The organism is Bradyrhizobium sp. CCGUVB1N3 (assembly GCF_024199925.1).
GTDB lineage: Bacteria > Pseudomonadota > Alphaproteobacteria > Rhizobiales > Xanthobacteraceae > Bradyrhizobium.
Window position 1 is genome coordinate 4,026,243 of the sequence record NZ_JANADR010000001.1, and the last position, 25,364, is coordinate 4,051,606.

Consider the following 25,364-nt stretch of genomic DNA (forward strand, 5'->3'; position numbering starts at 1 on the left):
TACAATAATATCTTGCATCCATACATTCAAAGAAAAAGATCAGACTTGCATGGATTGGGTCCCTACAATCGCGGAGCTCAGCGGCCCGCGCTATCAGCGCATCGTCGACGCCATGGAGGCCGACATCGCCGCAGGAAGGCTGGTGCGCGGCCAACAATTGCCGACGCAGCGCGCACTGGCAAAAGCGCTTGGCATCGATCTCACGACGGTGACGCGCGCCTATACCGAGGCGCGGCGGCGCGGGATCTTGGAAGCACGGGTCGGACAGGGCTCGTTCGTCTCGGAGACCAGCGCGCGACGAACGGTCGACCTGCCCCACCCGGTCACGATCGATCTGTCGATGAACGTTCCGCCGCATCCGCTGGAGGCGCAGCTCGATGAACGCATCCTTGCCGGGCTCGAGGCGATCCGCCAGCAATCCGGCCTGACCGCCTATCTGAACTATCAGCCGCCCGGCGGCAGCGCGCATGAGCTCGATGTGGCGGCCAAGTGGATGCGCGCGCGCGTTCCCCACGTCCGCCCCGACCGGCTCGTGATCTTTCCCGGCACGCAGACAATTCTGTTCAACCTCGTCGCCTATCTCGCCGGACCTGGCGATGTCGTGTTGACGGAAGCCCTCACCTTCCCCGGCATCAAGGCGGTCGCCGCACGGCTCGGCATCGAGCTTATTGGCGTTGCGATGGATGAAGGCGGCATCCTTCCTGACGCACTGGCCAAGGCGTGCCGCGAGCACAAACCGAAGGCGGTCTATCTTATTCCGACGCTGCACAATCCGACGACGGCGACGTTGTCGGCGGAGAGGCGGAGCGCAATCGCAAAAATCATCCGCGACGCCGACACGACGCTGATCGAGGACGACGCCTATGGCCTGCTGGACGGTTCGGCGTCGCCGATCGCCAATCTCATTCCGGAGCGGGCTTATCTGGCGACCACACTGTCCAAATGCATCGCGCCCGCGCTACGCGTGGCCTATCTGGTGACGCCCGACGCCGCCGCGCAGCAACAGATGCGCAGCTATCTTCAGGCGGCCGTGCAGATGCCCGCGCCGCTGATGGTCGCGCTCGTCACCCATTGGCTCGAGACCGGCGTCGCCGATCGCATCATCACCGCGATCCGCAACGAGGCGATCGGCCGCCAGCAGCTCGCGCAGCGCGCACTGAAGGGTTTTCAGTTCCTGGCCAAACCTGCCGCGCATCATCTCTGGCTGCGTCTGCCGGAGGGGCGGAGCCGGACGGAGATATCAGCGCAACTGCTGCGCAACGGGCTTGCGGTCATCGCCAGTGACGCCTTCGTGGTCGGCGATCATCCGCCGCATGCGGCGCGACTATCGCTTGGCGCGGCGCGCAATCGCGCCGAGCTCGGCCAGGCGTTGCAGATTCTCCTCAGTGCGCTGCACAGACCGGTCGACGCACGACAGATCGTCTAGTACACCGCCGACGACAACAAGGACATTGGTGTGGATACGCTCAACTACGCTCTGTTGCTTTTCGGCGCATTGGCCGGCGGCTTCGTCTCCGGGCTGGCCGGTTTCGGTACGGCGCTGATGGCGCTCGGCATCTGGCTCTATGTGCTGCCGCCGTCGCTCGCCGTGCCGCTGGTGCTGATCTGCTCGGTGATCGCGCAAGCCTCGACGCTGCCCTCAATGTGGAAGAGCTTCGATCTCTCGCTGGTCTGGCCGTTCCTGATCGGAGGACTCGCCGGCGTACCGCTGGGGACGATGATGGTGGCCCAGGCCGACCCAAAAGTGTTCAAGCTCAGCATCGGCGTGCTGCTGCTGATCTTTCCGACCGCGCTCTACCTCAACAAGCGGCCGCTCGCCTTCAAGTCCGGCGGCAGGATCGCCGATGGCGCGATCGGTTTCGCCGGCGGCATTTTGGGCGGCCTTGCCGGATTGTCGGGGCCGCTGCCGATCCTGTGGGCCAACATCCGCGGCTGGAACAAGCATGAGCGGCGCGGCATCTTCCAGCTCTTCAATTTCACGGTGCTGGCAGCCGCGCTGGTGTTGCAGACGGCGTCAGGCCTGGTCGCGACGCAGGTGATCTGGCTCGCGCTGATTGCGTTTCCGGGTACGCTGGTCGGCGCCTGGTGCGGCGCACGCGTCTATCACGCGCTGAGCGATAAGCATTTTGGCGACGTCGTGCTCGGCCTGTTGTTCCTGTCTGGTCTCGGCCTCGTCTGGAACAGTTTTGGCGCGCACTGAAGCGCGATGAGATCGGCATGAATCGTCATCGCGCTTTCGCAGGCCACATCGCGTAGAGGACGATGACACCGAGCGCGCGCCCCATTGCGCCACGACGAGCCGTGGGCAAGGGACAAGCGCATGAACCCTATTCCGCCGCCGCCGCGCGCGCAGTCGGTGCGTCCGGTTCAGGTCCGACTTGTGTTGCAGCGACCTCCCCTGGCGCCAGACGTTTGCTGAACTCACGGCGCAGCAGCCACACGCTGAGAGCAGCCTGGAGTGTGGTCGCCGCGATCGACACGTACCACACATGCTCGATCCGGAATCCGGGCCGCGTCGAGAGCCAGACGGCGGGCAACGCATAGGTAAGCACGCGCGACACCGAGCTGAGCAGCACCGGCTTGGTATTGCCGAGGCCCTGGAACATGCTCGAGCAGGTGAAGATCAAGCCCTGCGCCACAAGGTTCAGGGAGATCATCTGGAGAAACAGCGAGGCAACCGCCATGGTCTCCCGATCGCTGGAGAAGCCGGCGAGCAGGAGCTGCGGTTTCCACTGCGCCAGGATCATGAACGCGATCATCACAAGCGTGCCGATCAGCGCCGCCTTCAGGAAAGTCTCCCGCACCCGTCCGCTATTGCCGGCGCCGAAGTTCTGGCCGGCGATCGGGCCGGCCGCGAGCGCGACGGCGAGCGCCGGCATCTGGATCAGACCCAGCACCCGCGTCCCGATGCCGAAGCCTGCCTGCGCCGCCGCGCCGAAATCGCGCAGCACGTAGTAGACCACCGCCATGTAGACGAAGATCATCGCGAACTCGCCGCCGGCGGGCAGCCCGACATTGAGGATGCGCTTCCACTGATGCAGCCGGGGACGCCATTGCGAGGGATCAAAGCCGACATAGCGCTCCAGTCTGCGGAAATACACCAGCAGCATCACGACACCGATGACAACGCCGATCGTGCTTGCCAGACCCGCACCGGCAACGCCGAACGCACGGCCGGTACCCCAGCCGGTGATCAGCACCGGTGCCAGCACGATGTTGATGATCACCGCGATCGCCTGCACCAGCATGGTGGGCCGCACGATGCCGGTGGCCCGCAGCGCGGACGCCATCACCTGGATGGCGAATTGCAGCGCCAGCGCCGGCATGAACCACAGGAGATAGGTGGTGCCCGCTTCGATCGTGGCTGCGTCGGCGGCAATCCCGCGCATATAGGGACGCGCCAGCACGGCCCCGGCGACAAGCGTCAGCAGTCCGAACAGCAGCGCCAGGGCGACCGACTGGTTGAAGATCAGATTGGCGTCATCCCGGTCCTTGCGACCCACGGCATGCGCGATCAGCGCGATCGTGCCGACCCCGAGCACCTGCATCAGCGCGTTGACGAGGAATCCGGCGTTGCCGGCCGCGGCCACGCCCGCAATGGCGGCCTCGCCCAGTCCCGAGACGAAATAGAGATCGACCAGCTGGCAGATCATGATCGTGATCATGCCGACCACGATCGGGGGCGCCATGGTCAGGATGTGGCTTACGATGGAGCCGCGTGTCAGGTCCTTCATGTCATTTCCATTTCCGGCGGCGTAGCTTTCGGACAAGCGTCCGTCAGCCACGCGCCACTTCCTCATCCCACTGCGGCATTCGGTCCGAACTCGATCACCTGACGTTCGAACAGGCCGCGATAGAGGCCACCCGGCCGTGCCGTCAGCGCTTTATGCGTGCCCTGCTCGACGATCTCGCCGCGGTCGAACACCAGGATGCGATCAAGGCTGCGCACCGTGGACAGGCGATGCGCAATCACGATCGAGGTGCGGCCCTTCATCAGCCGCTCCATCGCCTGCTGGATCAACGCCTCCGATTCCGAATCCAGGCTCGAGGTCGCCTCGTCCAGGATCAGCACCGGCGCGTCCGCGAGGAACGCGCGCGCCAGCGCGACGCGCTGCCGCTCGCCGCCCGACAGCTTTACGCCGCGCTCGCCGACCAGCGTGCCGTAGCCCTTCGGCAGGCGCAGGATGAAGTCGTGCGCATTCGCCAGCCGCGCTGCCTGCTCGATCGCTTCCAGGCTGGCGCCCGGCCGGCCATAGGCGATGTTCTCGGCAAGCGAGCGGTGGAACAGGATCGGCTCCTGCTGCACGATCGCGATCTGGCTGCGCAGCGATTGCTGCGTCGCTTTCGCAATATCCTGCCCGTCGATCAGCACGCGGCCATCGGAGACGTCGTAGAGCCGCTGCACCAGCTTGACGAAGGTCGTCTTGCCGGAGCCGGAGCGACCGACAAGTCCCACGCGCTCGCCAGCGCGGATGTCGATCGACAGGCCGTCATACAGCGGTGCGGGGTGGCCACCGTAGTGGAAGGTCACGTCGTCGAATACGATCCGGCCGCCCTCGATCAGGATCGGCGTCGCATCGGGCGCATCGGCAATGCCGATCGGCTCGTCATGGATCGCAACCAGCTCCTCCATGTCGTTGACCGAGCGCTGCAGGTTGTTGATGTGCATGCCGACATCGCGCAGATAGGCGTGGATGATGTAGTAGCTCGTCAGCACATAGGTGACGTCGCCGGGCGAGGCGCGCCCCGCCATCCACAGCAGCACCGAGCCGCCGATCACCGACGCGCGCAGGCATAGCAGCAGCGAGAGCTGCCCCAGCGCCGTGTAGTTGTAGCGCAGCCAGGTCCGCCGTACCCGCACGCGCCAGCGCTTGACGACGCGCGCGAGCCGCGCATCCTCGCGCGCCTCCGCGCCGAAGGATTTCACCACCGCGTTGCAGGTCAGCGCATCCGCCAGCGTACCGCCGACCTTGGTGTCCCAGGCATTCGAGACGCGCGCAGCCGGCGCGATGTAGCGCGTGGAGAACAGCGCGGTCATCGTCACATAGACCAGCGCGCCGAGCGCGATCACCGCGCCGAGCGAGGCCCAGTGCACCCCGAGCAGGATCATCGAGCCGACGAGCACGCTGAGCGAAGGCAGCAGCGCCAGCAGGATGGTGTCGTTCAAGAGGTCGAGCGCCCACATGCCGCGGGTGATCTTGCGCACCGTCGAGCCGGCGAACGAGTTGGCGTGCCAGTCGGTCGAGAAGCGCTGCACGCGCATGAAGGCGTCCTGCGCGATGTCAGACATCAGCTTCAGCGTGAACGGCACGATCACCTGCAAGCCGGCCAGCCGCAGCACCATCGAGGTAAAGCCCAGCGCCACGATCGCGCCGAACGCGACCAGCGCCGCGTGGCGCGCGGCGGGATCGTCCGGTCCGTGCGTCAGGGCGTCGACAAGGCGGCCCGAGAACACCGGCATGAAGAGGTCGGCAAGGGTCGCGCCCAACAGGCCGCCGGCGACCGCGAGCGCGCGCCCCGGCTGCTTCAGCCAGTGGCGGAACACGAAGGGCAGCACCACGCGTATCGCCGCGGGCTTTTTTGACAGTGCGGTCATGGCGTTATCCGGCTGCGCTCTGGCGCAGTCCGGCTCCATCGATGGACGCATGACGGCCACGAAGGCCGAAAATGGCGTCGCTAGATCAGGTTGTCGCTTGGGAGTTGGAGCGGCCGGGGAATCAGGCCCGGTCGAAGCTGGCGAAAACGGTCTCTAAAGGACCGAGCACACACCGAGCTTGAAAAATTTAGACATCGAGCGCGGGCGTACGATCTGCGAATGCGTGGAAATCATGCAAATCCCTCCCGGTTCGAGCAATGAGGAGCGCTTTATAGATGCGCCGGTTGCGATTTGCAACACCGCTCGCGCAAGATGTCGCGCGAGTGTTGCAAATTTAATGCGCGTCGCCGCCGCCTGCGAGGGATGCCGGCTTGTTCAGGAGCGTCACCAGCAGGCTCAGGCTGAGATAGAACAGCGTCAGCATGAAGAAGGCGTCGCCATAGCCCATCACGACGGCCTGCCGGTGCACGATCTGGGTGAGCTGCTTCATCGCCATCAGCGTGGCGTCGCCTAGGCCCTGGAACTTCTGCATGAAGGTGTTGAGCGTCTCGGTCGCCGTCGCGTTGCCCCAGGTCACGCGCTCCTGAAGCCGCGTGATGTGCAGATCGGTGCGGTTGTTGAGCACGGTGTTGATCACGGCGAGGCCGACGGCGCCGCCGAGGTTGCGCATCAGGTTGAACAGGCCGGAGGCGTTCTTGACCCGGTCAGGCGGCAGCGTGCCGAGCGCGATGTTGTTGGTCGGCACCATCGCGAACATCATGCCGATGCCGCGCAGGATCTGCGGCAGCAGCAGCTCGTAGAAATCGAAGTCGCGGGTGATCCAGGTCATCTGGTAGGAGCCGATCGCGAACACGATCAGCCCGAACGCGATCATGTAGCGCATGTCGAAGCGCAGCATGAGACGGCCGACCAGCGGCGCGACCAAGAACATGGTGGCGCCGGAGACGAACATGGTCTCGCCGATCATCAGCGCGCTGTAGCCGCGCACTTCGGCGAGATAGCGCGGGTAGATGTAGGTCAGGCCGTAGAGCCCGATGCCGATGCAGAACTGCAGCACGCAGCCGACTGCGAAATTGCGGTTGGAGAAGGTGCGCAGGTTGACGATCGGCTCGGCCGCGGTGAACACGCGCCAGAAGAAGGCGATCGCCGAGATCGCGCAGACCCAGGCGAAGACCGCGACTGAGGTGTCCTGCAGCCATTCATATTGCGGGCCTTCCTCGAGCACATATTCCAGCGAGCCGAGGAAGCCGGCCATGAAGATCAGGCCCCACCAGTCGAAGCGGTCGAGCAACTCGAAATGCGGCTCGTCGAAATCGACCAGCGCCAGCACACCCAGTGTGATGCCGATGCCGGGCACGACGTTGATGAAGAACAGCCAGTGCCAGGACATCAGGTCGGTGATGTAGCCGCCGACGGTCGGCCCCACGGTCGGCGCCAGCGTCGCGACGAGACCAATGATGGGGCCCACGATGTGGAATTTCGTGCGCGGAAAGACCGTGTAGGCCGAGGCGAACACCGTCGGGATCATGCCGGCGCCCAGGAATCCCTGAAGCGCGCGCCAGAGGATCATTTCCTCGATCGAGGAGGCGAAGCCGCACAGCAGGCTCGATATCGTGAAGCCGGCCGCCGAGATCGCAAACAGCAGCCGCGTGCCGAGCGCGCGCGACAAGAAACCCGACAGCGGGATCGCGATCACTTCCGCGATCAGATAGGCGGTCTGGACCCAGGAGACTTCGCTCTGGCTCGCCGACAGGCCCGCCTGGATCTCGGATAGCGAGGCCGAGACGATCTGGATGTCCAGGATCGACATGAACATCCCGAACACCATGATGATGAAGGCGAACAGCCGCTTCGGCGCGATGCTCTCCGAAGCGGGGTTCGCCATCATGGCGGGACTAGCGGTCGTGGCGGTCGCCATCGTGTGGCCTCGTAAGCGCGCCGGCCTATTGCGGATGGATCATCGTGGGATCGTCGAGATCGACTTCGTTGTCGGCGTCGGCCGCGCCCTTGTTGGTGTCCACCGTCGCGTAGACCGACATGCCGGCGCGGAGCAGGTTCTGGCGCGCGACCGACTTCGGCACGCGAATCCGGACCGGCACGCGCTGCACGATCTTGGTGAAATTGCCGGTGGCGTTGTCCGGCGGCAGCAGCGTGAACACCGAGCCCGCACCCGCAGCGATGCTGTCAACCACGCCGCTGAATTTACGCATGCCGTAGGCATCGACCTTGATCGTCACCGGCTGGCCGGGACGGATGCGCTTGAGCTGGGTTTCCTTGAAATTGGCGTCGATATAGACCTCGTCGAGCGGCACGATGTTGCCGAGCCGCTGGCCGACTGCGACGAAGTCGCCGGTGTTGACGAGGCGATTGGAGAAGGTGCCGTCGACCGGCGCGCGCACCGCGGTGAAGCCGAGGTCGCGCTGGGCTTTCGCGAGCGAGGTCTTCAACTCCGCAAGCTGTGCCTGCGCTTCGGCCTGCTGCGCCTTGGCGACGTCGACATTGCTGACTGCGACGTCGTAAGCGGCCTGCGCGGCCTTGACCGCGGCGGCGCCCTGGTCGCGTCCGGCTTCCGAGGTTTCGAACGTGGCGCGCGAGGCAAAGCCCTTGCTGCTCAATGCCTGCTGGCGCTCATAGTCGAGGTCGGCGCGCTTGAGGCCGGCTTCGGCAGAGACCAGCTGCGCCTTGGCCTGCACGACCTGGCTGTCGAGCGCTGCAACCTGGCGACCGATGCGATCGATGGTGGCCTGCTGGGTCGCGATCTTGGTCGCGGCGGCCTCGACGGCGATCTTGTAATCGCCGTCATCGATGCGGAAGACGACGTCGCCGGCATGCACCAGCGTGTTGTCGCCGGGCAGGATCGAGGAGATGTGGCCGGCGACGCGCGCGCCCAGCATGGTGTTGTTGGCGCGCACATAGGCGTCATCGGTCGAGACGTAGAAGCGGCCGACCAGCGTGTAGTAGCCGGCATAGCTCGCGGCCGCGAGCGCAAGCAGAAGGCCGACGCCGATCAGGACGAATTTGCGCTTGCCGGATTTCGGCGGGACGGCGCCCGGTGCAGGCGCGCCGGTTGCCGGCGTCGCCGGGGCAGGCTTCTCGATTGCCGGCTTCTCCGGTGTTTCGTCCGCGCGGCGCTTGCTCTCTTCGGCCACGGTCCGCAACTGCTCGGCCAGTGCCGCCGCATTGTCGCTCGCCGCTTCGCCCTGAGCTGGCGCTTGATCCAGGGAATCCTGGCGAAGGACGCGCGCGGCCTGGTCTCTCGATACGGCCATAAAGGCCTCCCCACAAAACACGCGATCGGACGGACCGCGACGCGGCCCCTCGTCTTCGCCAATCGACAAATACCATTGACCGAACGGTTCGGTCAATATAGATTATTCAGGTCGGACCCTAGTGACTGGAATCCTTTCTTTGGGTTTCCGGCGCCAGAAACCTTAGGGAACCCTGAATCAATGGTTGCAGCCGTTCGCGACACTGTCGCTATCGTCTCCGAAGAGGACAGCTCCAAGCGCCGCCAGATCCTCGACGGCGCCCGCAGGGTGTTCATGGACCTCGGCTTCGACGGCGCCAGCATGGGCGAGATCGCGCGCGCGGCCGCGGTTTCCAAGGGCACGCTCTACGTCTACTTCGCCGACAAATGCGCGCTGTTCGAAGCCATCCTCGAGGAGGAAGCACTTCAGCACGGCCAGGTCGTCTTCAACTTCGACCCCGCCCGCGATGCCGAGACCACGCTGAAGGAATTCGGCCAGGCCTATATCCATTTGCTCTGCCGGCCCGGCGGGGGATCGGCGATCCGCACCGTAATGGCGATCGCCGAGCGCATGCCGGATGTCGGCCGCCGCTACTATGGACGCGTGCTGGACAAGACCATCAACCGGCTCGCCAACTATCTGAAGGCCCACGTCGCCTCCGGCGACCTTGCGATCGACGACTGCGACCTCGCCGCCTCCCAGTTCATGGAATTGTGCAAGGCCTCGCTGTTCCTGCCCTTCATCTTCCAGGCCGCGCCGGCCCCATCGGAAGAGCGCATGACCGAGGTGGTTGACAGCGCGACGCGGATGTTTCTGGCGGCGTACCGGGGGAAGTGAGAGGGCGCCACGGCGCGTAGCCGTGTCACGCGCTCGCCAAGCCCAACAGTGTCGTTCCCCGCGAACGCCGCAGCCTCTCCGTATCCTCGCGCTGTCTCTGGAATACTGGATCGCCCGATCAAGGTCGGGCGATGACAGCGAGAATATGGTGCGCAGCGTAACCCAGGCTCGTCATTGCAGTGCGCCGCGTTGCACACGCGTCCCGCGCGACGCTATACATAAGCCATGTCCCACGATCTTCACCTTCACCGCACGCCGGTCGACGTTCTCAATTATGAGATCGTCCAGGAGCAGGCCTCTGCGTTCGGGCGGATGGGGCGAGCGCTGGAACAAGCGCTGGCGAAGCTGCGCGAATTCGATGCCACCCATCCGCCCTCGGATGCGCCGGCATCGACGCGGCAGGCACGACACGCCCTGGTCATGGAGGCCGGCCACGCGCTTTGGATGTTCGTGGTGCAGCGGGAGGCATGCGGCATGCGCGACAGCCGCCCTGTCATGCGCGACTACAACGTGCCGGGCGAGGTGCAGCGCTGCATGGGGCTGGTCCCCGCAACATCGATACGAGCCACAAGGTGAGTTACCGACCTCGCCGGCCTTTCCGGATGGGCGGGAACCACGTCTGGCGCGGGGCTTGAAAAAGGTCGAGCCTCGACCTCTCGTTACGCCGATGTGCCGCGCGCTTCCGCCGCCTACCAGGCGCCGACGGCAATCAAGACGATAATGGTCAGCGCGAAAATGCAGACGATCGTCGCTGGGACGGTCAGCCAATCGGGTGTCATCGTTGCCTCCCGAGCGGTTCTACGGAAAGCTTAAGCCGGTCGGCTCAAAAGAGATATGAATTGGCTAACACCCTACGACGAGACTGCATTTTCAATCTGAGGACGCCGAGCGTCACCTCATGCGCTCTTGGTTGATCGCGCGCATCGCATGGTGCGAGCTTCAACGTGCCGCATACCGGTCTCGATGCGTTTGCCGCATGTCAGATTGCATCCATTGGCACATGCAGTCGGTGGTGAGTCATTTCGCGCAGGAGTTGGATTTTCCAGTCGCGCGATGCTCTCCTGAGTTGTCCGACGAAGTCATCCTGAAACAGAATGCTGCTATGTTTGGAGGCGTTGGCTCTGCTCCTTGCACCGACAAATCAACTGACCGCTCCTTGGAGCTTTGGAATAGGCGCAGCCCGCGAACACGCCGATGTCGGGCCAGCTATCCAACGGGTCGGTGACAACCAGTCAATTTGTGATGGAAATTTCTTCAGCCAGTGATCGTCAACGACGGGGGTGATCATGCCCGCCATATTCGACCTGCTCTATCGCGAATATTGCCGCGCCCGCCTCGCTGAAATGCGCAAGCAGCTCCTGATCGCCCGTGAGAGTGCTGAAGTTCCGCAAGCGAATTGCGATGTCGCCGACGACACTGATCCGGCCGGTGTCGGTGGGGCAGACCCGCAGTACGAAATCGGCCGCGGCGCGCCAAACTGACGGGACCATCGTCCGCCGTACGTGCCCCCTACTCGTCCTCGAACTCGTCTTCCTCGTTGACTCTCTCGCGCTTGGCTTTGCGGCCGAGCGAGCCGGTCACGTAGGGATCGCGCGTATTGGCGTAAGGATTGCGCTGCTGCGCGCGCGCGGCGACCTCGTCGCCGGAGACGGCGGCCGGCTGGCAGATCAGTCGGCGGCTGGCGCGGCGCATCAGGTCAACATGGATGTGATCGTAGTGATAGACGTTGGAGCCCGGTGCGAGCACGGTGGTGAAATGCGCACAGGCACCGGACTGCACGTCGCGCAGAAAACCCTGCTCCTCCGGCAGGCCGCGCCAGCCGTCCTTCACCGAGATGCGGCGGCCATCGGCGAGCGTGAAGGCGGCGATGTCGAGCGCATTGCCGAAGGCATGCTCTGAGATATGGGCGTGCGGATTGCCGTTCATGCCGCGGCAGGAATAGGCGGAAATCTGCTTGATCTCGACCACGCGCTGGCCGAACCAGCGCATCGCCGACGGCTGCACGGTGTCGGCGAACCAGCGGTCGAGCTCGGAGACGATCGGACAGGCCAACGTCGCGGTCGGCTTCACCGCGACCGGGCCGACGGCGCCGACGGGACTACCCTGCGCAGGACCAAGCCGCGGCAAGGGCTGCTGCTCGGGGCGCTGCGCATACGGCGCCTGCGATTGCGAGGAGTAATTCGGCCGCGCCGGATAGCTCGGCGCGTTCATGTAGCGCGCGGCGCCTGCCGCATCCGTACCCTCGGGCGGCAGGTCGATCTCATCCTCCTGCGCCGGCGCGACGCCGGGCGCGCTGAGCGAGATCGGGCCTGAGGCTCCACCATATCCGGACGGCTGGCTTTGGCGCTGCGGATAGCTCGATGCGTTCGGATAGGCCTGGTTCGGATAGCTCTGGCCTTGCGGATAGCTCGGCTGAGTTCCAGGCCAGCGCGGCTGGTTGCCGATGCTCCCCGGCGGGCGCAGCTCCTCATCGGCAAAGCCAAAGCTGCCGGAGGCTTCGCCGATGGCGGCCACTTTCAGCGGAAATTCGGCGCCGCAGGCACCGGGGCCGGAGATCGGCTCGATCCGGACGATCTCGGCGCTCTCTTTGACCGCGCCGGATTTCAGGCAAGCGGCTTCCGCCTCGGCCCGCCACGGCTCGCGGTCGGCTTGGAAGAAGCCGCGTCCGCAACCCGCAAGCGAAACAAGGACGATGGAGCCGACGAGATACAAACGAACTCCGCGCGTCATGTGCACAGGTTCGGTGAATTTACTTAAAGACTCTTCAACACGTTGATTTTACGTTTCTTTAACCATGCTCGCCGGCCCGCAGTAGCGGGCGCGCCAGCTCAGCGACAGCAAGGCTGCCTTTTTCAGATGGAGACTCGCTGTTAACCTTGTTGGCTGCGCGCAAAGACGCGCGAACAGAGGGAACTCCTTTATGACGTTCGTCGGCAGCGTGAGCGTTGTGACTGCGTACCTCGCACTGGCCTTTGTCGGAGCCATCGTGCTCGGCGTGATCTAGTTTTCAGACATCGACGACGCGTAGCGGGCGCGCCTCGCGCGATCTCGCACGCCTCGTCATGGCCGTCCTTCGGTCAATCATAGTTCGAGCACTCCGATCCCGTGACGCCGCCGATCTTGAAATCGCGGCACATCATGCCGGGATTGTCCGGGTCGGGATAGCGGTCGTCCTTTTGGCGAATCGTGTGGCCAAAGCGCCAGCCGCGCGACAGCATGCAGCGCTTGTATTCGCGCGAGGTCACCGTGCCGTTCTGCGGCTTGCCGAACTGCGCGTCACAGAACGCACTATCCACCTGCAGCTCGTCAGGACCCCGCTGCCGCTTCAGCGTGTCGCGATAAATGTCGGTGTCGGCACGCGCCGCGACGACGCTGCCAGCGAGCAGCGCGGCGACGAGGATGAGGCGGGACATGTTGGCTCTCCTTTGCATCGATCTTCAGTGATCGGTCGCCAGCAAGGGCGAGAGCGGTTCGATAAAGGGCGATTACAAATCGGACAGGAGCGGAACGCGCTTTCGCACCAACTGTGATGCAGCTCACCCCGACGGCGCCGATACTTGTGACATCAGTCACGGAAGCCGCGGCGGGCTGCACGTAGGGTCGAACCACGCTCAGTCCATGACCGACATCCGGCCACACCGTATCCACGCTGCCTTTGGGAGGCTGCCATGACCAGGCTTTCAGTCGCCGCTACCGCGCTCTTCCTCGCTTCGACCGCAATTGCCCATGCCGGCAATGCGATCTCCTTCGAGATCGAAGGGCAGCGCATCCATATCCAGGCCCCGCGAAACTGCGCCTCGCTGGACTGCGTCACCATCGTGGCGCCCGGCCTGTCGAACAAGCCGATCAGGCTGAACAACATCAACCTCAACGGTTTTGGCTCCAAGGACGACGACGACACAGCGTCGTCGAGCACGACGACCACGGCCCCGCCGGCTCCGGCGCCCGCCGCGCAGCAACCGGCGCCGCAGCCCCAGGTCCAGGCGACCGTTGCTGCAGCTCCGATCGTGACCGCGCCGCCTGCGCCGTCCCCGACCGTTGCCTCACCGGCCACCACCGCGGCCGTCGACACCACCGCCACGCCACGGGCAGCCCCCGTTGCACCGCCGGCGCCGGTCGCCGCACCCGTCGCGCCCGCGCCGGCCCCTGTTGCGGCCGCGCCCGCCCCCGCTTCGACCACGCCGCTCGGCGTGTGGGCGACCGAGGAGAACAAGGGTAATGTGCGCGTCGAACAATGCGGCGCCAATCTCTGCGGCTATGCCGAGAAGACCAACGAGAAGATCCTGATCAACATGATGCCCGATGGCGCCAAGTGGAGCGGCCGCATCCACGATCCCGATTCGGGACGCAACTACGACTCCACGATCGCGATGAAGGGCCCGAACCTGCTCCGCGTGCAGGGCTGCGCCTTCGGCGGCATGTTCTGCGGCGGCCAGACCTGGAAGCGTATCGGCTGACGCGCGGAGCGCATCAGCCCGAGGCGATGCGAAGCATCGAACCCGGGATCTCCCACCAAAATCTCCAGATTCCGGGCTCGCGACTTCGTCGCGCCCGGAATGACGAGCAAGGATCATGGCGCCACGTCCCGAAATCCGGGACGTGGCGTTTGAACGTTGGCAACGCCTGTGCGACAGATGTTCATCCGCCATTCAGCCATCTCCGGCTGAAATCGACTGATCTCGCCTCGTGTCTTCACCGGGACCTCACTGTGGCTTTGATGCTGGCTTGGCGCCGCTGCGTGCTCGCGCTTCCGCTGCTTGTTGTGTCGTTGGCCGGCGCGACGGACGCATGCGCATCCGACGCGACCCTGCTCGCGCAGGCGCAGCCGGCGCCACAGGCAACGCCGACACCGTCTCCTTCGCAGGCGCCCGCGACACCGGCGGCTGACGCGCAAACCGCCGCGCCCGAAGAGCCGATCGGCAACGTCGCGACCGTGACGGGGATCGCGACCGTGATCCGCGACAAGAATTCCTATCCGCTGAAGGCGCGCGACGACGTCTATCTCAATGACGTCGTGCAGACCGCCTCGAACTCCTCGCTCAGCATCGCCTTCAACGATTCCACCACGTTCAATCTGTCGGCCAGCGCCAAGATCACGATCGACAACTACGTCTACGAGGACGGCGGCAATAAGAACTCCGCGATCTTCGACGTCGGCAAGGGCACGGTCGCCTTCGTCGCCGCAGCGGTGGCCAAGACCGGCGACATGAAGATCACGACGCCGACGGCGACGCTCGGCATCCGTGGCACCACCGGCGTCATCGAGGTGCCGGCGGACGGAAGCGCTGCTGCGACGGCCGCGAACAACGTCAACATCAAGCTCTATCCCGACGCCGACGGCAGGGTCGGCCACATCGACGTCAACGACCGCACCAGCGGCGCGCGGCTCGGCGCGCTGACGCAAGGCGCATCGGGCTTTGCCATCCGGCCCGGGACCGGCGGTGCGCGCTTTGCCGCGGTGCCGATCACGATTGCTCCGCAACAGGTCGCGCGCGATCGCGCCTTCGTGAGCCAGGTGCATCAGGCCCAGACCACCGGCCGGCAGATCGTCACCGAGCAGCGCGAATTCCGCAGGGCCAATCCGGGCGCGACCCCGCGCATTCCGCGGCCGGTCCAGCCGGCGGCGCCGCAGCAGCAACAGCCGCGGCCGAACGGTCAGCCTGGGCAGCAGCCGCAGCGGCCCAATGGCCAGCCGGGACAGAACAACCGTCCAGGCCAGCCGCAGCCGGGTGCGCCGAACCGTCAGGGCACGCAGCAGCCACAGCGGCAAGGACAAGGCGGCGCAGGTCAGCCGGGCGCGCCGCGCGCAGGCCAGGGCCAGCAGCAAGGCACAGGCCAGCAACCGGGCGCGCCGCGCGCGGGACAGACGACGACGCCAGGCGGCGTGACTGCTCCCCCGTCGCCACGCAACGGACAGGCCCCGACGCAACAGCCCGCTGCGACTCCACAGCCCGGCACGACGCCCGCGCCGCAGTCGCCACGCAGCGGTCAGCCCGTGCCGCCCGCCATCCAGCCGCAGCCAGGCGGCATGCAGCGGCAACCTGGATTGCAGCAGCGCCAGCCGGGCCTGCAGCGCCCGGCACCGCGCAAGCCCGCGCCGCCGCCGAAGGAGAAGAAGGAGCGGCGGTAGCGGTGCCGCTGTCGCAACTCGCAAGCTCGCTTCCCTTCTCCCCTTGCGGGAGAAGGTGGCGCGAAGCGCCGGATGAGGGGTTCTATCCGCGAGCACGACTAAGAGCCTTGCGCGCGGATAGAACCCCTCACCCGCCGCGCTTCGCGCGGCACCCTCTCCCGCAAGGGGAGAGGGTGCAGTTTCACTGCGGAGAGAAAAAGAAATCAGCTCACGCTTCGCCGCGAAGCCAGGCTTTCACCTTTTGCAAGAGACCATGGCGCAGCTCTTCGACGGAAGCCGCCTCCGCGGGCGTCAGCGTCTGCATCGCAGCATCGACGTCGTCCATGGCGAGCGGCGGCGTGGCTTCCACTTCACTCGGTGCGAGGCCGGCGGCGGCGAGTGCGATCGGGCCGACATGCATGAGGAACGCACGCTCATATTCGCGCGACAGCCGCGCGGCCGCATCCTCCAACGTCAGCCAGTCGACCGCCTTGATGTCGTTCATCAGCTTGCGGACCGGACCGCCGTCCGCTTCCATGCGCCAGAAATGCACGATCTTGGAGCGGCCGCCGGATGGATAGGCGAGCGTGCCCAGGAATTCGTGGATGGCGACGTCGTGGCCGGTCTCTTCCAGCACCTCGCGGTGCGCGGCCTCCCTCGGCGTCTCGCCATCGTCGAGCTTGCCCTTCGGCAAGACCCATTCATTACGCTTGCGCTGGCGCACCACGGCGATCAGCGGCGCATCACGCCGCAGCACAATTCCCCCTGCCGCCTGAACCGGCGCCCGCGCCATAACTCGTTACCTGCCGTGTCGAAAGATCGTCCCGGCGGACGATATAGGCCGCCGACACGGCGGATTGAAGGCTTACTTTTTTCGCAGCAGCGCCTGCCCCGCACGGATGCGCGCGCCCTCGGCAATCCCGTCGCAGAACGTGAAATCGCCGGGCGCGAGGATGATGATGGTCGAGCCGTGCTCGAACCAGCCGAGCTCCTCGCCTTTCTTCACGTTGACGTCGCACGGGAAATTGACCGGGCCGCGGGTCTGCGCATTCAGCACCATGTCGAGAAAGTGCAGCCGGATACTCGCGACGAGAATAGCCGCCACCGGCACCAGCGTCACTGCCTCGCCGGTCGACAAATGCGTGCGGATCACCGCGCGCTCGTTCTTGCAGAAGAGACGCTCGACCCGCTTCAGCGCGATCGGGTTGACGTTCCAGACGTCGCCATGGATCAGCGTGACGCGTTCGATATGCGCGTCATAGGGCGCGTGGAAGCGGTGGTACATGCTCGAGATCAGCCGCAGCGTGACGAAGGAGCCGTTGCGATGCTGCTCGACCAGGCCAGGATCGCCGAGGAGATCGAGCAGCGAATAGGGCGCGCCCTTGACCTGGAACAGCTCGGTGTCGGCGATCTTGCCGTGCGCGCCGACGATGCCGTCGGACGGACTGGCAACGATCGCGGGATCCGGATCATAGGGACGCAAGCCCGGCTTCAGCTCCCGCGTGAAGCAGTCGTGCAGGCTCTTGAAATGGGTCTTGCGCGCCTCCGACAGATCGAGGTCGGAGAACAGCTTCCACAGCGCGATCGAGCCGTCGCGCACCAGCGGGTTCTCGATCTTGGAGAACCAGCCCATGAAGCGGGTCAGCGCAGCGCGCGGAATGCGGTTGGTCAGCAGGAAATTGAGGTCTTCCTGCTGGGTGAAAGAGGCGATGAGGGCTTTGACTGTCATGAATCTGTCAGCAGGTCCGGTTAGCGCTTGTTGTCATGGAAACGACACTCCCGATTCTCTCATTGTCCGTGGCCGCCGCAGCGTCCGCTGCCGCCGCCTTTCCGAAGCTCAAGGCGCGCATAGAACTCTCCCGCGCCAAGCACCGCTCGCTCTCCGGGCATTCCAAGATGTCGCGCCGGGTGGCGCGGCTGATCCCGTTCTACGAGTTCGAGGGCGACGATTATTTCGCCTGTGACGGCGCGCCGGCGAATATCGCAGCCCAGCGCCACGACGGCTTCTTTCGCCTCGCCGGTCTCTACGCCGCGCGCTACGCCAAGGGCCGTGCGCTGACGAAGGAGGCGGCGGAAAGAATCTCCGACCTGCAATTCACCGAAAGCTATCGCGTGCCGTTCCAGTTCTCCCGCCTGGTGCGCGAGAACCTGGGCACCTCGAGCTTCATGCAGTCGTCCAGCGGCGTCACCGTCACCGATCTCGACGGCAACGTCTCCTACGACCTCACCGGCTCCTACGGCGTCAACATCTTCGGCAACGACTTCTACAAGGAGTGCATCGGGGAAGGCGAGAAGCGCGCCCATGCGCTCGGTCCTGTGCTCGGTCCCTACCATCCCGTGATCGCCGAGAACGTGACCCGGCTCTGCCGGATCTCCGGCCTCGACGAAGTCTCCTTCCACATGTCCGGCACCGAAGCCGTGATGCAGGCCGTGCGCCTTGCGCGCTACCACACCAAGCGCACGCATCTGGTGCGCTTTGCCGGCGCCTATCACGGCTGGTGGGGCGACGTGCAGCCCGGCGTCGGCAACCCCATTGCCGCACACGAGACCTACACGCTCGCCGAAATGTCGGAGAAAACGCTGCATGTGCTGCGCACGCGGCGCGACATCGCCTGCGTGCTGGTCAATCCGCTCCAGGCGCTGCATCCGAACGCCAACGCGCCCGGCGATTCCTCGCTGGTCGACTCTTCCCGCGGCGGCAACTTCGACCGCGAAGCCTATGCCGCCTGGCTGAAGAAGCTGCGCGAGGTCTGCACCGAGCGCGGCATCGTGCTGATCTTCGACGAGGTCTTCGTCGGCTTCCGTCTCGCTCCCGGCGGCGCCCAGGAATATTTCGGCGTGCGCGCCGACATGGTGACCTACGGCAAGAGTCTTGCCGGCGGCCTGCCGGTCGGCGTGGTCTGCGGCAAGAAGGAGCTGATGCGCCGCTTCCGTGACGATCGTCCCGCCGACGTCTGCTTTGCCCGCGGCACCTTCAACTCGCATCCCTACGTCATGACGGCGATGGATGAGTTCCTGAGCCGGCTCGCCAGCCCGAACTTCCGCGCGATCTATGACGGGCTGGATGCGACCTGGGACGGCCGCGCGCAAAAGCTCAACCAGATGCTGAGCGACGCCGATCTGCCGGTGCGCGTCGCCAACCTGTCCTCGATCTGGACCGTGAAATACACCGAGCCGTCCCGCTACAACTGGATGCTCCAATACTATCTGCGTGCCGAGGGCCTCGCCTTGAGCTGGGTCGGCACCGGACGGCTGATCTTCAGCCTGAACTACACCGACGCTGATTTCACTGAGGTCGCCGAACGCTTCGTTCGCGCCGCGGAGAAGATGAAGGCCGACGGCTTCTGGTGGCACGATGCTGGCCTCACCAACAAGCGCATCAAGCGGCAGATCCTGAAAGAGATGCTGGCCAAGCGCTTCGGGCGCTGAAGGCGACTCTCCCCACATAACCACCGTCAGTCCGGGGCGATGCGAAGCATCGAACCGCAATGCGCAATTGCGCATTGTGGATTCTCGAGATTCTCTGGTGCGCAACGGCGCACCATAGTTCGGTCCTGCGGACCGCCCCGGAATGACGGCGTATGGAGCTTCCAAGACGTGGATGCCCGGGACGAGCCCGGGCATGACGTAACCTTTGGACATCGGAGTGTTGGGTGAGAGCCGCGCGCTCAGGCGTGCTGCTCTTCGAGCTCGGGCTCGGAGATGAAGCCCAGCGTGTGTTCGGGGTTGAGGTGCAGGCCGGGATCCATCAGCTCGCCGCGCATCAGCGCCAGCGGAGCATTGCGATAGAGCATCAGGTCGTGGAACGGGTCGGTCAGGATCTTGGTCATCCAGACGAGGCCGGTCTCGACGTCGCGGATGAAGAACAGGTGCACGGTGCGGAACAGCAAGCCACCCGCGCCGACCGCAAGCCAGATCTTTGCGACCTGCCGCATGAAGTCGGTCGCGCCCGCGAACGGCTTGAACAGGCCGAACAGCGTCGGATCGAGGAACAGCACCAGCGGCGACAGCGCCCAGATCACCATCAGCACGACCTTGCGCTGAAGGTTGTAACCGACCTTGATCTCTTCCTTGTGCTCGTGCGTCGCCTGGTTGATATGGTCGTAGCCCTTCGGCTCGAAGAAGAAGTGACCGGCCTGGCGCGAGGTCATCGACACCAGCCAGCCGACCAGCCCCGAGACCACGGGATCGACGAACAGCCAGAGATAGGCGAACAGGAAGCTCGCCGCGCTGACGAAGTGCAGGCTCTGATTGATGCGGCTGTGATGATAGTAGCGGTGGTCGTCCCAGCGCTGGATGCGGAGCTGCTCAAGGAATTCTTTGATCATTCTTTCCCCCAAAAGGCTTCGTGTCAGGAGATACAGGGATTCGATGTAGGGCGTGTGACATCATCATTTTGTCATGTGACGATGTGCGCGACGCGGTGACGCATGACTAACTCTATCTCCTCATCCTGAGGAGCTTGCGCAAGCAAGCGTCTCGAAGGATGAGGCCCACCTAGCAACAGCCGGGCCTCTATGGTTCGAGACGGCGCTTGCGCGCCTCCTCACCATGAGGGGCAACGACACGCTCAGGCCGCTTTGGCGACCTGAACCTTGCGGAAGCGGACCAGCGAGAAATGTCCGAGCGGCGGAATCAGGCGGCGCTCGGCGAGCTCCATGCCGTGCGCGCTCGCGAGCCACTTCGCGTAGCGCGACCAGGCGAACTCGGCGGTGCGGAAGCCGAGGTGACGCACCACCGGCTGGAGCTTCTGCTCGATGAAGCGGCGCATGCCGTCATCGGCGCTGACGCGGGTCAGGATGATCAATTCGCCGCCGGGACGCAGCACGCGGGCGAACTCGTCCAGCGCGACTTCCGGGTTGGGCACGGCGGTGACAACATATTGCGCCATCACGACGTCGAAGGAGTTGTCGGGAAATTCGAGCTTCTCGGCGTCCATCACCGCGAGGCCTTCGACGTTCTTCAACTTCAGCTCCGAGACGCGGCGGCGCGCCTTGTCGAGCATGGCCTCCGAAATATCGGTGCCGAAGATGCGGACGTTCGGCGCATACATCGGCAGCGAGATGCCGGTGCCGACGCCGACCTCGAGTACGCGGCCGCCGAGCTTGTTGGTCGCCGTGATCGCGGCCTGCCGGCCCTTGGCAAACACGCCGCCGAACACGAGGTCGTAGACCGGCGCCCACCGGTCGTAGGCCTGCTCGACCGTGCCGCGGTCGAGGTCGAGCTGCTGCGACTCTTCAAACTTCATAGTCTTGGCCATTAGCAAAAGTCCTGTCTGGTTCAGATGTTCCGGATCAGCCGCGCACCGGCCGCCGCGCAATGACGGGCGTCGGACGCAGCGAGCGGCTGGGCTGGAGTGAGGTGAGGTTTCCGACGAACTGACGCGCACTGTTTTCCCATGAGCGCGCCAGCGCGAAGTTGCGGCAGGTCTCGCGCGACATGGTGAGCGCGCGCAGGCACGCGGCCCGCAGATCGTCGTCGATCGCGCCGATCGGATGATCAGCGATGACGTCCTTGGGACCCGTCACCGGAAACGCCGCGACCGGCGTGCCGCAGGCGAGCGCCTCGAGTTGCACGACGCCGAAGGTGTCGGTGAGGCTCGGGAATACGAAGACGTCGGCAGCCGCGAGATGCGAGGTGAGATCGGCGCCCTTCTTCTCGCCGAGGAAGACGGCGCCGGGATACTTCTTCTCGAGCTGCGCCTTCTGCGGCCCATCGCCGACGACGACTTTGGTGCCGGGCAGATCGAGCGAGAGGAACGCGTCGAGATTCTTCTCCACGGCGACGCGCCCCATCGCCATGAAGATCGGCCGCGGCAGGTCGAGCTTTGCCGGACTATCGGGATGAAACAGCGTGGTGTCGACGCCGCGGGTCCAGAAGCCGAGCCGCTTGAAGCCGCGCTCGGAGAGCTCCTGGCGCAGCGACGGCGTCGCCACCATGGTCATGGCGGCGGCATCGTGGAAGTGCCGCAGCACGGCGTAGCCGACACTGTCCGGAATGCCGGTGCGGACCGAAACGTATTCGGGGAAGCGCGTGGTGTAGGAGGTGGTGAAGGCGAGCCCGCGCCGGCGGCAATAGGCGCGCGCCGCCCAGCCGATCGGGCCTTCGGTTGCGATGTGCAGCGCTTCCGGAGCTGCCGCTTCGATCCGCCGTGCGATCTCGGCCCGGCTCGGCAGCGCGATGCGCAGGCCCGGATAGGTCGGCAACGGCAGCGAAGAAAAGCCGTCCGGCGTCAGGAACTCGATCTCGACGTCGAGCGCCTTGGCGGCGGCGGCCAGCGAAGTCAGCGTCCGCACCACACCGTTAACCTGCGGATGCCAGGCGTCAGTCGCAATTAATACCCGCATGGGGAAATCCCGAGAGTTTGATGATTCTCGGCTTTCGACCATCAACCATGGATATTTCAGGCGTGTGACGTCACAGAAGTGTCGGCCCACTGTTTTGTTCGTTAACGGGTCGGCACGGCCACGAAACTGTCATGAAACAATCCTTGCCGCGACGAAACCGTTTTCGATTCTTCGCGCAAACGTCCCGAAACTTTTCGCCGTTAGGAGTTCAGGCAACGGAGCACCGCAAAGGGCCGCGGTGATCAAAAATCCGATCCGACAGGGGCGATCAATGTTCAATCTGGACACGTTGAAGACGTATTCGCGCACCGTTGCGCTCAGTGCCGTTGCGATCACCGCGATCGCGTTTGCCGGCCCGGCACATGCCGCGCCCGTGCAGCTCTTCCCCTTCTTCCCGCCGCCGCCCGGCTTCGCCGCGCCGCAGCCGCTGCAACCCTATCAGCCCTATCAGCCGGCGCCGTCCTATCAGACCGCACCGTCGGAGGACCAGGACAGCGTCGAGACGCCCGCCCGCTTCCGCCGCCAGGTCGTCAGCTATGCAACCCGCGAGGCGCCCGGCACCATCATCATCGATACGCCGAACACGTATCTCTACTACGTGCTCGGCAACGGCCAGGCCGTGCGCTACGGCATCGGCGTCGGCCGTGACGGTTTCACCTGGTCCGGCGTCCAGTCGGTGACCAAGAAGGCCGAGTGGCCGGACTGGACCCCGCCGCCGGAGATGATCGCCCGCCAGCCCTATCTGCCGCGCCACATGGCCGGCGGCCCCGGCAACCCGCTTGGCGCTCGCGCCATGTATCTCGGCGGCACCGTCTACCGTATCCACGGCACCAACGCGCCCGACACGATCGGCAAGCACGTCTCCTCCGGCTGCATCCGCCTGACCAATGAAGACGTCACCGACCTCTATTCCCGCGTCAACGTCGGCACCAAGGTCGTGGTGCTACCGATGACCGACCGCCGCGCAGACCTCGGTAGCGCGACGCGGTAAACGGCGAGACATCGAGACGTTTACGGCCCCTGGTGTACCTGGGGCCGTTTTCGTTTGGGCCGGAGACCGCGTCTTCATCCTTCGAGACGCCTGCTTCGCAGGCTCCTCAGGATGAGGTCTGAATGCGCGGCCATCGCGCCCGACCGATTTCGTCCCATAGTCGAGAGGTTGTCCGCTCGGCACTTGCGCCAATCCACGGACGCCAGTTAGCCTCATCCTGAGGAGACCGCGAAGCGGTCGTCTCGAAGGATGGGGCGGGCACGATGACAGACGGCGCGTACCTCTACATTCTCAAGTGCGCGGACGGGAGTTACTAGATCGGCACGACGCGCACCGCGCTCGAGATCAGGATCGCGCAGCACAACGCCGGCACATTCGGCGGCTACACCTCCTCGCGCAAGCCCGTGACGCTAGTCTATTCGCAATGGTTCGACCGGATCACGGACGCGATCGAATGCGAACGGAAACTCAAGAAATGGAGTCGGGCTAAAAAGGAAGCCTTTATGCGCGGAGATTTCGCTGAACTTCAGCAACTGGCGGAGCGCAAGTCTCCCCATCCTTCGAGACGCCCGCCTGCGGCAGGCTCCTCGGGATGAGGACTGAGTCCGAGGCAGCCTCCCTCGGAGGGATTCTGCCATGGCTTCCTCGTTGCGAACACGCGTGCGCAGCAGCGCGTCTGGCGGCGCCTTGGCGGAACAACCGCAGGACGCGAATCGGTCGATGATCTCAGCCGGCGGTCTTGCCTGCCGAGAGGCCGAGCACGCGATCGACCATCTGGCCGGACAGGCCGAGATAGTTCGCGGGATCGCAGTGGCGACGGATGGCATCGACGCCGCCGAGCGCGGCCACGATCTCGGGAACGTCGGAGAGGATGCCGGCGAGATCGCCGCCACCTTCGATAGCCTTGCGGCAGGCATCGTAGACGACGTCATGCGCATGCTGGCGGCCGAGCTTCGGTGCGGCCGCCATCATCACGGCTTCGGCGACGATGAGGCCGTGCGTCAGGCCGAGATTGGCGCGCATGCGATCCTCGTGCACGACCAGACCCGCCAGCATGAATTTCGCATTGGCGAGCGAGGACGCCGTGAGCAAGAAGCTCTCCGGCAACGACACCCATTCGAGATGCCAGGGACCGGTCGCGCGCTCGAAATCGTGGATCATGCCGTCGAGCATGGCGGCGACATGCTGGCGCACCGCTTTGGCGGCGGCGAGCATCAGCTCGCTGGAGATCGGGTTGCGCTTCTGCGGCATGGTGGAGGACGCGCCGCGGCCATGCACGAAGGGCTCGGAGAGCTCGCCGAATTCGGTCGCGCACATCAGCATCACGTCGGTGGCGATCTTGCCGAGTGTGCCGGTGATGAGACCAAGCAGCGTCACCGCTTCCGCGATGCCATCGCGCGCCACGTGCCAGGTGATCGGCGGCTGGCTGAGGCCGAGCTCTTCACAAAACAGACGCTGCATGTCGAGGCCGCCGTCGCCGACCGAGGCGAGCGTGCCGGCCGCGCCCGAAAACTCGCCGAGCAGGATGCGCGGCCGCGCCTGGTCGACGCGCTCGATGTGCCGGTCGATCGAGGACAGCCAGATCGCGGCCTTGTAGCCGAAGGTCACCGGCAGGGCCTGCTGGAGATGGGTGCGGCCCGCCATCGGCGTGTCGCGATGCTTGCGCGCGAGGTCGGCGAGGATCGTGCGCAACTCCCTCAGGTCGCGCGCAACGATGTCGAGCGCAGCGCGGATCTGGAGCACGTTGGCGGTGTCCATGATGTCCTGCGTGGTCGCGCCCCAATGGACATAACGGCCGGCCTCGCCGGCGGCCTCGGAAAGCTGATGGACGAGCGGCAGGATCGGATAGCCGACGATCTCGGTCTCGTGGCGGAGCTTGTCGAAGTCGAGCTTGATGCTGCGGGCGGCGGCATCGATCGCGGCGGCGGCGTCCTTCGGCACGACGCCGGCGCGGGCCTGGGCGCGGGCGAGCGCAGCCTCGGCTTCCAGGTAGCGGCCGACTAGCGCCTCATCCGAAAACACCGCGCGCATCTCGGCGGTGCCAAACATGTCGCGGAACAGCGCGGAATCGAAGACGGTGCTCGCCATGGGTTTCCTTCATTATGTTCGTGCACAAGCTTGCGTACGAACATAGTGGCATCCGGCGAAATGAGCGACAATCAAAGGTTGCCTTCGGTGCAACCCGTGTGCTCAATTCGCCGGCCGAGGGACGTCCGCATGAAGAAGACCGTTCTCG

The 25,364-nt window shown here is 65.1% G+C and carries 22 protein-coding genes; 10 read left to right on the forward strand and 12 right to left on the reverse strand.

Going from position 1 to position 25,364, the window contains the following annotated elements; translation table 11 throughout:
- The first annotated feature begins 49 nt into the window (after nucleotides 1–49).
- Nucleotides 50–1,426 carry a PLP-dependent aminotransferase family protein gene (locus tag NLM33_RS19210; protein ID WP_254097625.1) on the forward strand — a complete coding sequence of 459 codons (1,377 nt, stop codon included), beginning with the start codon at nucleotides 50–52 and terminating at the stop codon, nucleotides 1,424–1,426.
- Nucleotides 1,427–1,456: 30 nt separating this feature from the next.
- Complete coding sequence (locus NLM33_RS19215; protein ID WP_254097627.1) at nucleotides 1,457–2,200, forward strand: sulfite exporter TauE/SafE family protein; 744 nt, start codon at nucleotides 1,457–1,459, stop codon at nucleotides 2,198–2,200.
- A gap of 127 nt (nucleotides 2,201–2,327) precedes the next feature.
- Here NLM33_RS19215 and NLM33_RS19220 read toward each other — a convergent pair whose 3' ends face one another.
- The 4 genes from NLM33_RS19220 to NLM33_RS19235 all read right to left on the reverse strand — a co-directional run bounded on the left by NLM33_RS19220 (nucleotide 2,328) and on the right by NLM33_RS19235 (nucleotide 8,865).
- A complete protein-coding gene (locus NLM33_RS19220) occupies nucleotides 2,328–3,734 on the reverse strand; it encodes an MATE family efflux transporter (RefSeq protein ID WP_254097629.1) in 1,407 nt (468 codons plus the stop codon).
- A 62-nt stretch (nucleotides 3,735–3,796) separates the two neighbouring features.
- A complete protein-coding gene (locus NLM33_RS19225; RefSeq protein WP_254097631.1) occupies nucleotides 3,797–5,596 on the reverse strand; it encodes an ABC transporter ATP-binding protein in 1,800 nt (599 codons plus the stop codon).
- 334 nt (nucleotides 5,597–5,930) lie between these two features.
- Nucleotides 5,931–7,514, reverse strand: coding sequence for a DHA2 family efflux MFS transporter permease subunit (locus NLM33_RS19230; RefSeq protein WP_254097633.1), 1,584 nt, complete (start codon nucleotides 7,512–7,514; stop codon nucleotides 5,931–5,933).
- 25 nt (nucleotides 7,515–7,539) lie between these two features.
- Complete coding sequence (locus NLM33_RS19235) at nucleotides 7,540–8,865, reverse strand: HlyD family secretion protein (RefSeq protein ID WP_254097635.1); 1,326 nt, start codon at nucleotides 8,863–8,865, stop codon at nucleotides 7,540–7,542.
- A 180-nt stretch (nucleotides 8,866–9,045) separates the two neighbouring features.
- Between NLM33_RS19235 and NLM33_RS19240 the strand changes: the two genes are divergently transcribed.
- From NLM33_RS19240 to NLM33_RS19250, 3 genes are all read left to right on the forward strand, one after another.
- Nucleotides 9,046–9,681, forward strand: a complete 636-nt coding sequence (locus tag NLM33_RS19240; RefSeq protein ID WP_254097637.1) for a TetR/AcrR family transcriptional regulator — start codon at nucleotides 9,046–9,048, stop codon at nucleotides 9,679–9,681.
- A gap of 225 nt (nucleotides 9,682–9,906) precedes the next feature.
- Nucleotides 9,907–10,257, forward strand: coding sequence for a DUF6665 family protein (locus NLM33_RS19245; protein WP_254097639.1), 351 nt, complete (start codon nucleotides 9,907–9,909; stop codon nucleotides 10,255–10,257).
- Between the two features lie 710 nt (nucleotides 10,258–10,967).
- Nucleotides 10,968–11,162 (forward strand): hypothetical protein, encoded by a 195-nt coding sequence (locus tag NLM33_RS19250; protein WP_254097641.1) that lies wholly within the window; start codon nucleotides 10,968–10,970, stop codon nucleotides 11,160–11,162.
- Between the two features lie 28 nt (nucleotides 11,163–11,190).
- On the opposite strand, the gene NLM33_RS19255 is transcribed toward NLM33_RS19250, so the two are convergent.
- Together NLM33_RS19255 and NLM33_RS19260 are read right to left on the reverse strand one after the other, a co-directional pair.
- The gene (locus NLM33_RS19255; protein ID WP_254097643.1) at nucleotides 11,191–12,411 is read right to left on the reverse strand and encodes an extensin family protein; all 1,221 of its coding nucleotides are present in this window, start codon (nucleotides 12,409–12,411) and stop codon (nucleotides 11,191–11,193) included.
- 347 nt (nucleotides 12,412–12,758) lie between these two features.
- Nucleotides 12,759–13,094: a hypothetical protein gene (locus NLM33_RS19260; protein WP_254097645.1), complete on the reverse strand. Its 336-nt coding sequence runs from the start codon at nucleotides 13,092–13,094 to the stop codon at nucleotides 12,759–12,761.
- A 255-nt stretch (nucleotides 13,095–13,349) separates the two neighbouring features.
- On the opposite strand from NLM33_RS19260, the gene NLM33_RS19265 reads away from it, so the two are divergent.
- Together NLM33_RS19265 and NLM33_RS19270 are read left to right on the forward strand one after the other, a co-directional pair.
- Nucleotides 13,350–14,138, forward strand: coding sequence for a DUF2147 domain-containing protein (locus NLM33_RS19265; RefSeq protein WP_254097647.1), 789 nt, complete (start codon nucleotides 13,350–13,352; stop codon nucleotides 14,136–14,138).
- 260 nt (nucleotides 14,139–14,398) lie between these two features.
- The gene (locus NLM33_RS19270; protein WP_254105834.1) at nucleotides 14,399–15,811 is read left to right on the forward strand and encodes a FecR domain-containing protein; all 1,413 of its coding nucleotides are present in this window, start codon (nucleotides 14,399–14,401) and stop codon (nucleotides 15,809–15,811) included.
- 208 nt (nucleotides 15,812–16,019) lie between these two features.
- On the opposite strand, the gene NLM33_RS19275 is transcribed toward NLM33_RS19270, so the two are convergent.
- Together NLM33_RS19275 and asd are read right to left on the reverse strand one after the other, a co-directional pair.
- A complete protein-coding gene (locus NLM33_RS19275; protein WP_254097649.1) occupies nucleotides 16,020–16,583 on the reverse strand; it encodes an NUDIX hydrolase in 564 nt (187 codons plus the stop codon).
- A 72-nt stretch (nucleotides 16,584–16,655) separates the two neighbouring features.
- Nucleotides 16,656–17,519: an archaetidylserine decarboxylase gene (gene asd, locus NLM33_RS19280; protein ID WP_254097651.1), complete on the reverse strand. Its 864-nt coding sequence runs from the start codon at nucleotides 17,517–17,519 to the stop codon at nucleotides 16,656–16,658.
- A gap of 35 nt (nucleotides 17,520–17,554) precedes the next feature.
- Here asd and NLM33_RS19285 point away from each other — a divergent pair, with 35 nt between their 5' ends.
- The gene (locus tag NLM33_RS19285; protein ID WP_254097653.1) at nucleotides 17,555–19,219 is read left to right on the forward strand and encodes an aminotransferase class III-fold pyridoxal phosphate-dependent enzyme; all 1,665 of its coding nucleotides are present in this window, start codon (nucleotides 17,555–17,557) and stop codon (nucleotides 19,217–19,219) included.
- 239 nt (nucleotides 19,220–19,458) lie between these two features.
- Here the strand turns inward: NLM33_RS19285 and NLM33_RS19290 are convergent, their stop codons facing one another.
- The 3 genes from NLM33_RS19290 to NLM33_RS19300 all read right to left on the reverse strand — a co-directional run bounded on the left by NLM33_RS19290 (nucleotide 19,459) and on the right by NLM33_RS19300 (nucleotide 22,137).
- The gene (locus NLM33_RS19290) at nucleotides 19,459–20,118 is read right to left on the reverse strand and encodes a hypothetical protein (RefSeq protein WP_254097655.1); all 660 of its coding nucleotides are present in this window, start codon (nucleotides 20,116–20,118) and stop codon (nucleotides 19,459–19,461) included.
- Nucleotides 20,119–20,360: 242 nt separating this feature from the next.
- Nucleotides 20,361–21,050, reverse strand: coding sequence for a class I SAM-dependent methyltransferase (locus tag NLM33_RS19295; RefSeq protein ID WP_254097657.1), 690 nt, complete (start codon nucleotides 21,048–21,050; stop codon nucleotides 20,361–20,363).
- Between the two features lie 34 nt (nucleotides 21,051–21,084).
- Nucleotides 21,085–22,137: a glycosyltransferase family 1 protein gene (locus NLM33_RS19300; protein WP_254097659.1), complete on the reverse strand. Its 1,053-nt coding sequence runs from the start codon at nucleotides 22,135–22,137 to the stop codon at nucleotides 21,085–21,087.
- A gap of 271 nt (nucleotides 22,138–22,408) precedes the next feature.
- Between NLM33_RS19300 and NLM33_RS19305 the strand changes: the two genes are divergently transcribed.
- Entirely contained in the window at nucleotides 22,409–23,128 is a 720-nt protein-coding gene (locus NLM33_RS19305; RefSeq protein ID WP_254097661.1) for a L,D-transpeptidase, read from the forward strand.
- A gap of 317 nt (nucleotides 23,129–23,445) precedes the next feature.
- Nucleotides 23,446–23,724 (forward strand): GIY-YIG nuclease family protein, encoded by a 279-nt coding sequence (locus tag NLM33_RS19310; RefSeq protein ID WP_254105835.1) that lies wholly within the window; start codon nucleotides 23,446–23,448, stop codon nucleotides 23,722–23,724.
- Nucleotides 23,725–23,854: 130 nt separating this feature from the next.
- On the opposite strand, the gene NLM33_RS19315 is transcribed toward NLM33_RS19310, so the two are convergent.
- A complete protein-coding gene (locus NLM33_RS19315) occupies nucleotides 23,855–25,216 on the reverse strand; it encodes an adenylosuccinate lyase family protein (protein WP_254097663.1) in 1,362 nt (453 codons plus the stop codon).
- Between the last annotated feature and the right edge of the window lie 148 nt (nucleotides 25,217–25,364).

What these genes read in the sequence shown, in the direction of transcription:
- NLM33_RS19210 (WP_254097625.1), top strand. Translation starts at nt 50, where the DNA reads ATGGATTGGGTCCCTACAATCGCGGAGCTCAGCGGCCCGCGCTATCAG.
- NLM33_RS19220 (WP_254097629.1), bottom strand. Translation starts at nt 3,734, where the DNA reads ATGAAGGACCTGACACGCGGCTCCATCGTAAGCCACATCCTGACCATG.
- NLM33_RS19225 (WP_254097631.1), bottom strand. Translation starts at nt 5,596, where the DNA reads ATGACCGCACTGTCAAAAAAGCCCGCGGCGATACGCGTGGTGCTGCCC.
- NLM33_RS19230 (WP_254097633.1), bottom strand. Translation starts at nt 7,514, where the DNA reads ATGGCGACCGCCACGACCGCTAGTCCCGCCATGATGGCGAACCCCGCT.
- NLM33_RS19235 (WP_254097635.1), bottom strand. Translation starts at nt 8,865, where the DNA reads ATGGCCGTATCGAGAGACCAGGCCGCGCGCGTCCTTCGCCAGGATTCC.
- NLM33_RS19240 (WP_254097637.1), top strand. Translation starts at nt 9,046, where the DNA reads ATGGTTGCAGCCGTTCGCGACACTGTCGCTATCGTCTCCGAAGAGGAC.
- NLM33_RS19245 (WP_254097639.1), top strand. Translation starts at nt 9,907, where the DNA reads ATGTCCCACGATCTTCACCTTCACCGCACGCCGGTCGACGTTCTCAAT.
- NLM33_RS19250 (WP_254097641.1), top strand. Translation starts at nt 10,968, where the DNA reads ATGCCCGCCATATTCGACCTGCTCTATCGCGAATATTGCCGCGCCCGC.
- NLM33_RS19255 (WP_254097643.1), bottom strand. Translation starts at nt 12,411, where the DNA reads ATGACGCGCGGAGTTCGTTTGTATCTCGTCGGCTCCATCGTCCTTGTT.
- NLM33_RS19260 (WP_254097645.1), bottom strand. Translation starts at nt 13,094, where the DNA reads ATGTCCCGCCTCATCCTCGTCGCCGCGCTGCTCGCTGGCAGCGTCGTC.
- NLM33_RS19265 (WP_254097647.1), top strand. Translation starts at nt 13,350, where the DNA reads ATGACCAGGCTTTCAGTCGCCGCTACCGCGCTCTTCCTCGCTTCGACC.
- NLM33_RS19270 (WP_254105834.1), top strand. Translation starts at nt 14,399, where the DNA reads ATGCTGGCTTGGCGCCGCTGCGTGCTCGCGCTTCCGCTGCTTGTTGTG.
- NLM33_RS19275 (WP_254097649.1), bottom strand. Translation starts at nt 16,583, where the DNA reads ATGGCGCGGGCGCCGGTTCAGGCGGCAGGGGGAATTGTGCTGCGGCGT.
- asd (WP_254097651.1), bottom strand. Translation starts at nt 17,519, where the DNA reads ATGACAGTCAAAGCCCTCATCGCCTCTTTCACCCAGCAGGAAGACCTC.
- NLM33_RS19285 (WP_254097653.1), top strand. Translation starts at nt 17,555, where the DNA reads ATGGAAACGACACTCCCGATTCTCTCATTGTCCGTGGCCGCCGCAGCG.
- NLM33_RS19290 (WP_254097655.1), bottom strand. Translation starts at nt 20,118, where the DNA reads ATGATCAAAGAATTCCTTGAGCAGCTCCGCATCCAGCGCTGGGACGAC.
- NLM33_RS19295 (WP_254097657.1), bottom strand. Translation starts at nt 21,050, where the DNA reads ATGGCCAAGACTATGAAGTTTGAAGAGTCGCAGCAGCTCGACCTCGAC.
- NLM33_RS19300 (WP_254097659.1), bottom strand. Translation starts at nt 22,137, where the DNA reads ATGCGGGTATTAATTGCGACTGACGCCTGGCATCCGCAGGTTAACGGT.
- NLM33_RS19305 (WP_254097661.1), top strand. Translation starts at nt 22,409, where the DNA reads ATGTTCAATCTGGACACGTTGAAGACGTATTCGCGCACCGTTGCGCTC.
- NLM33_RS19315 (WP_254097663.1), bottom strand. Translation starts at nt 25,216, where the DNA reads ATGGCGAGCACCGTCTTCGATTCCGCGCTGTTCCGCGACATGTTTGGC.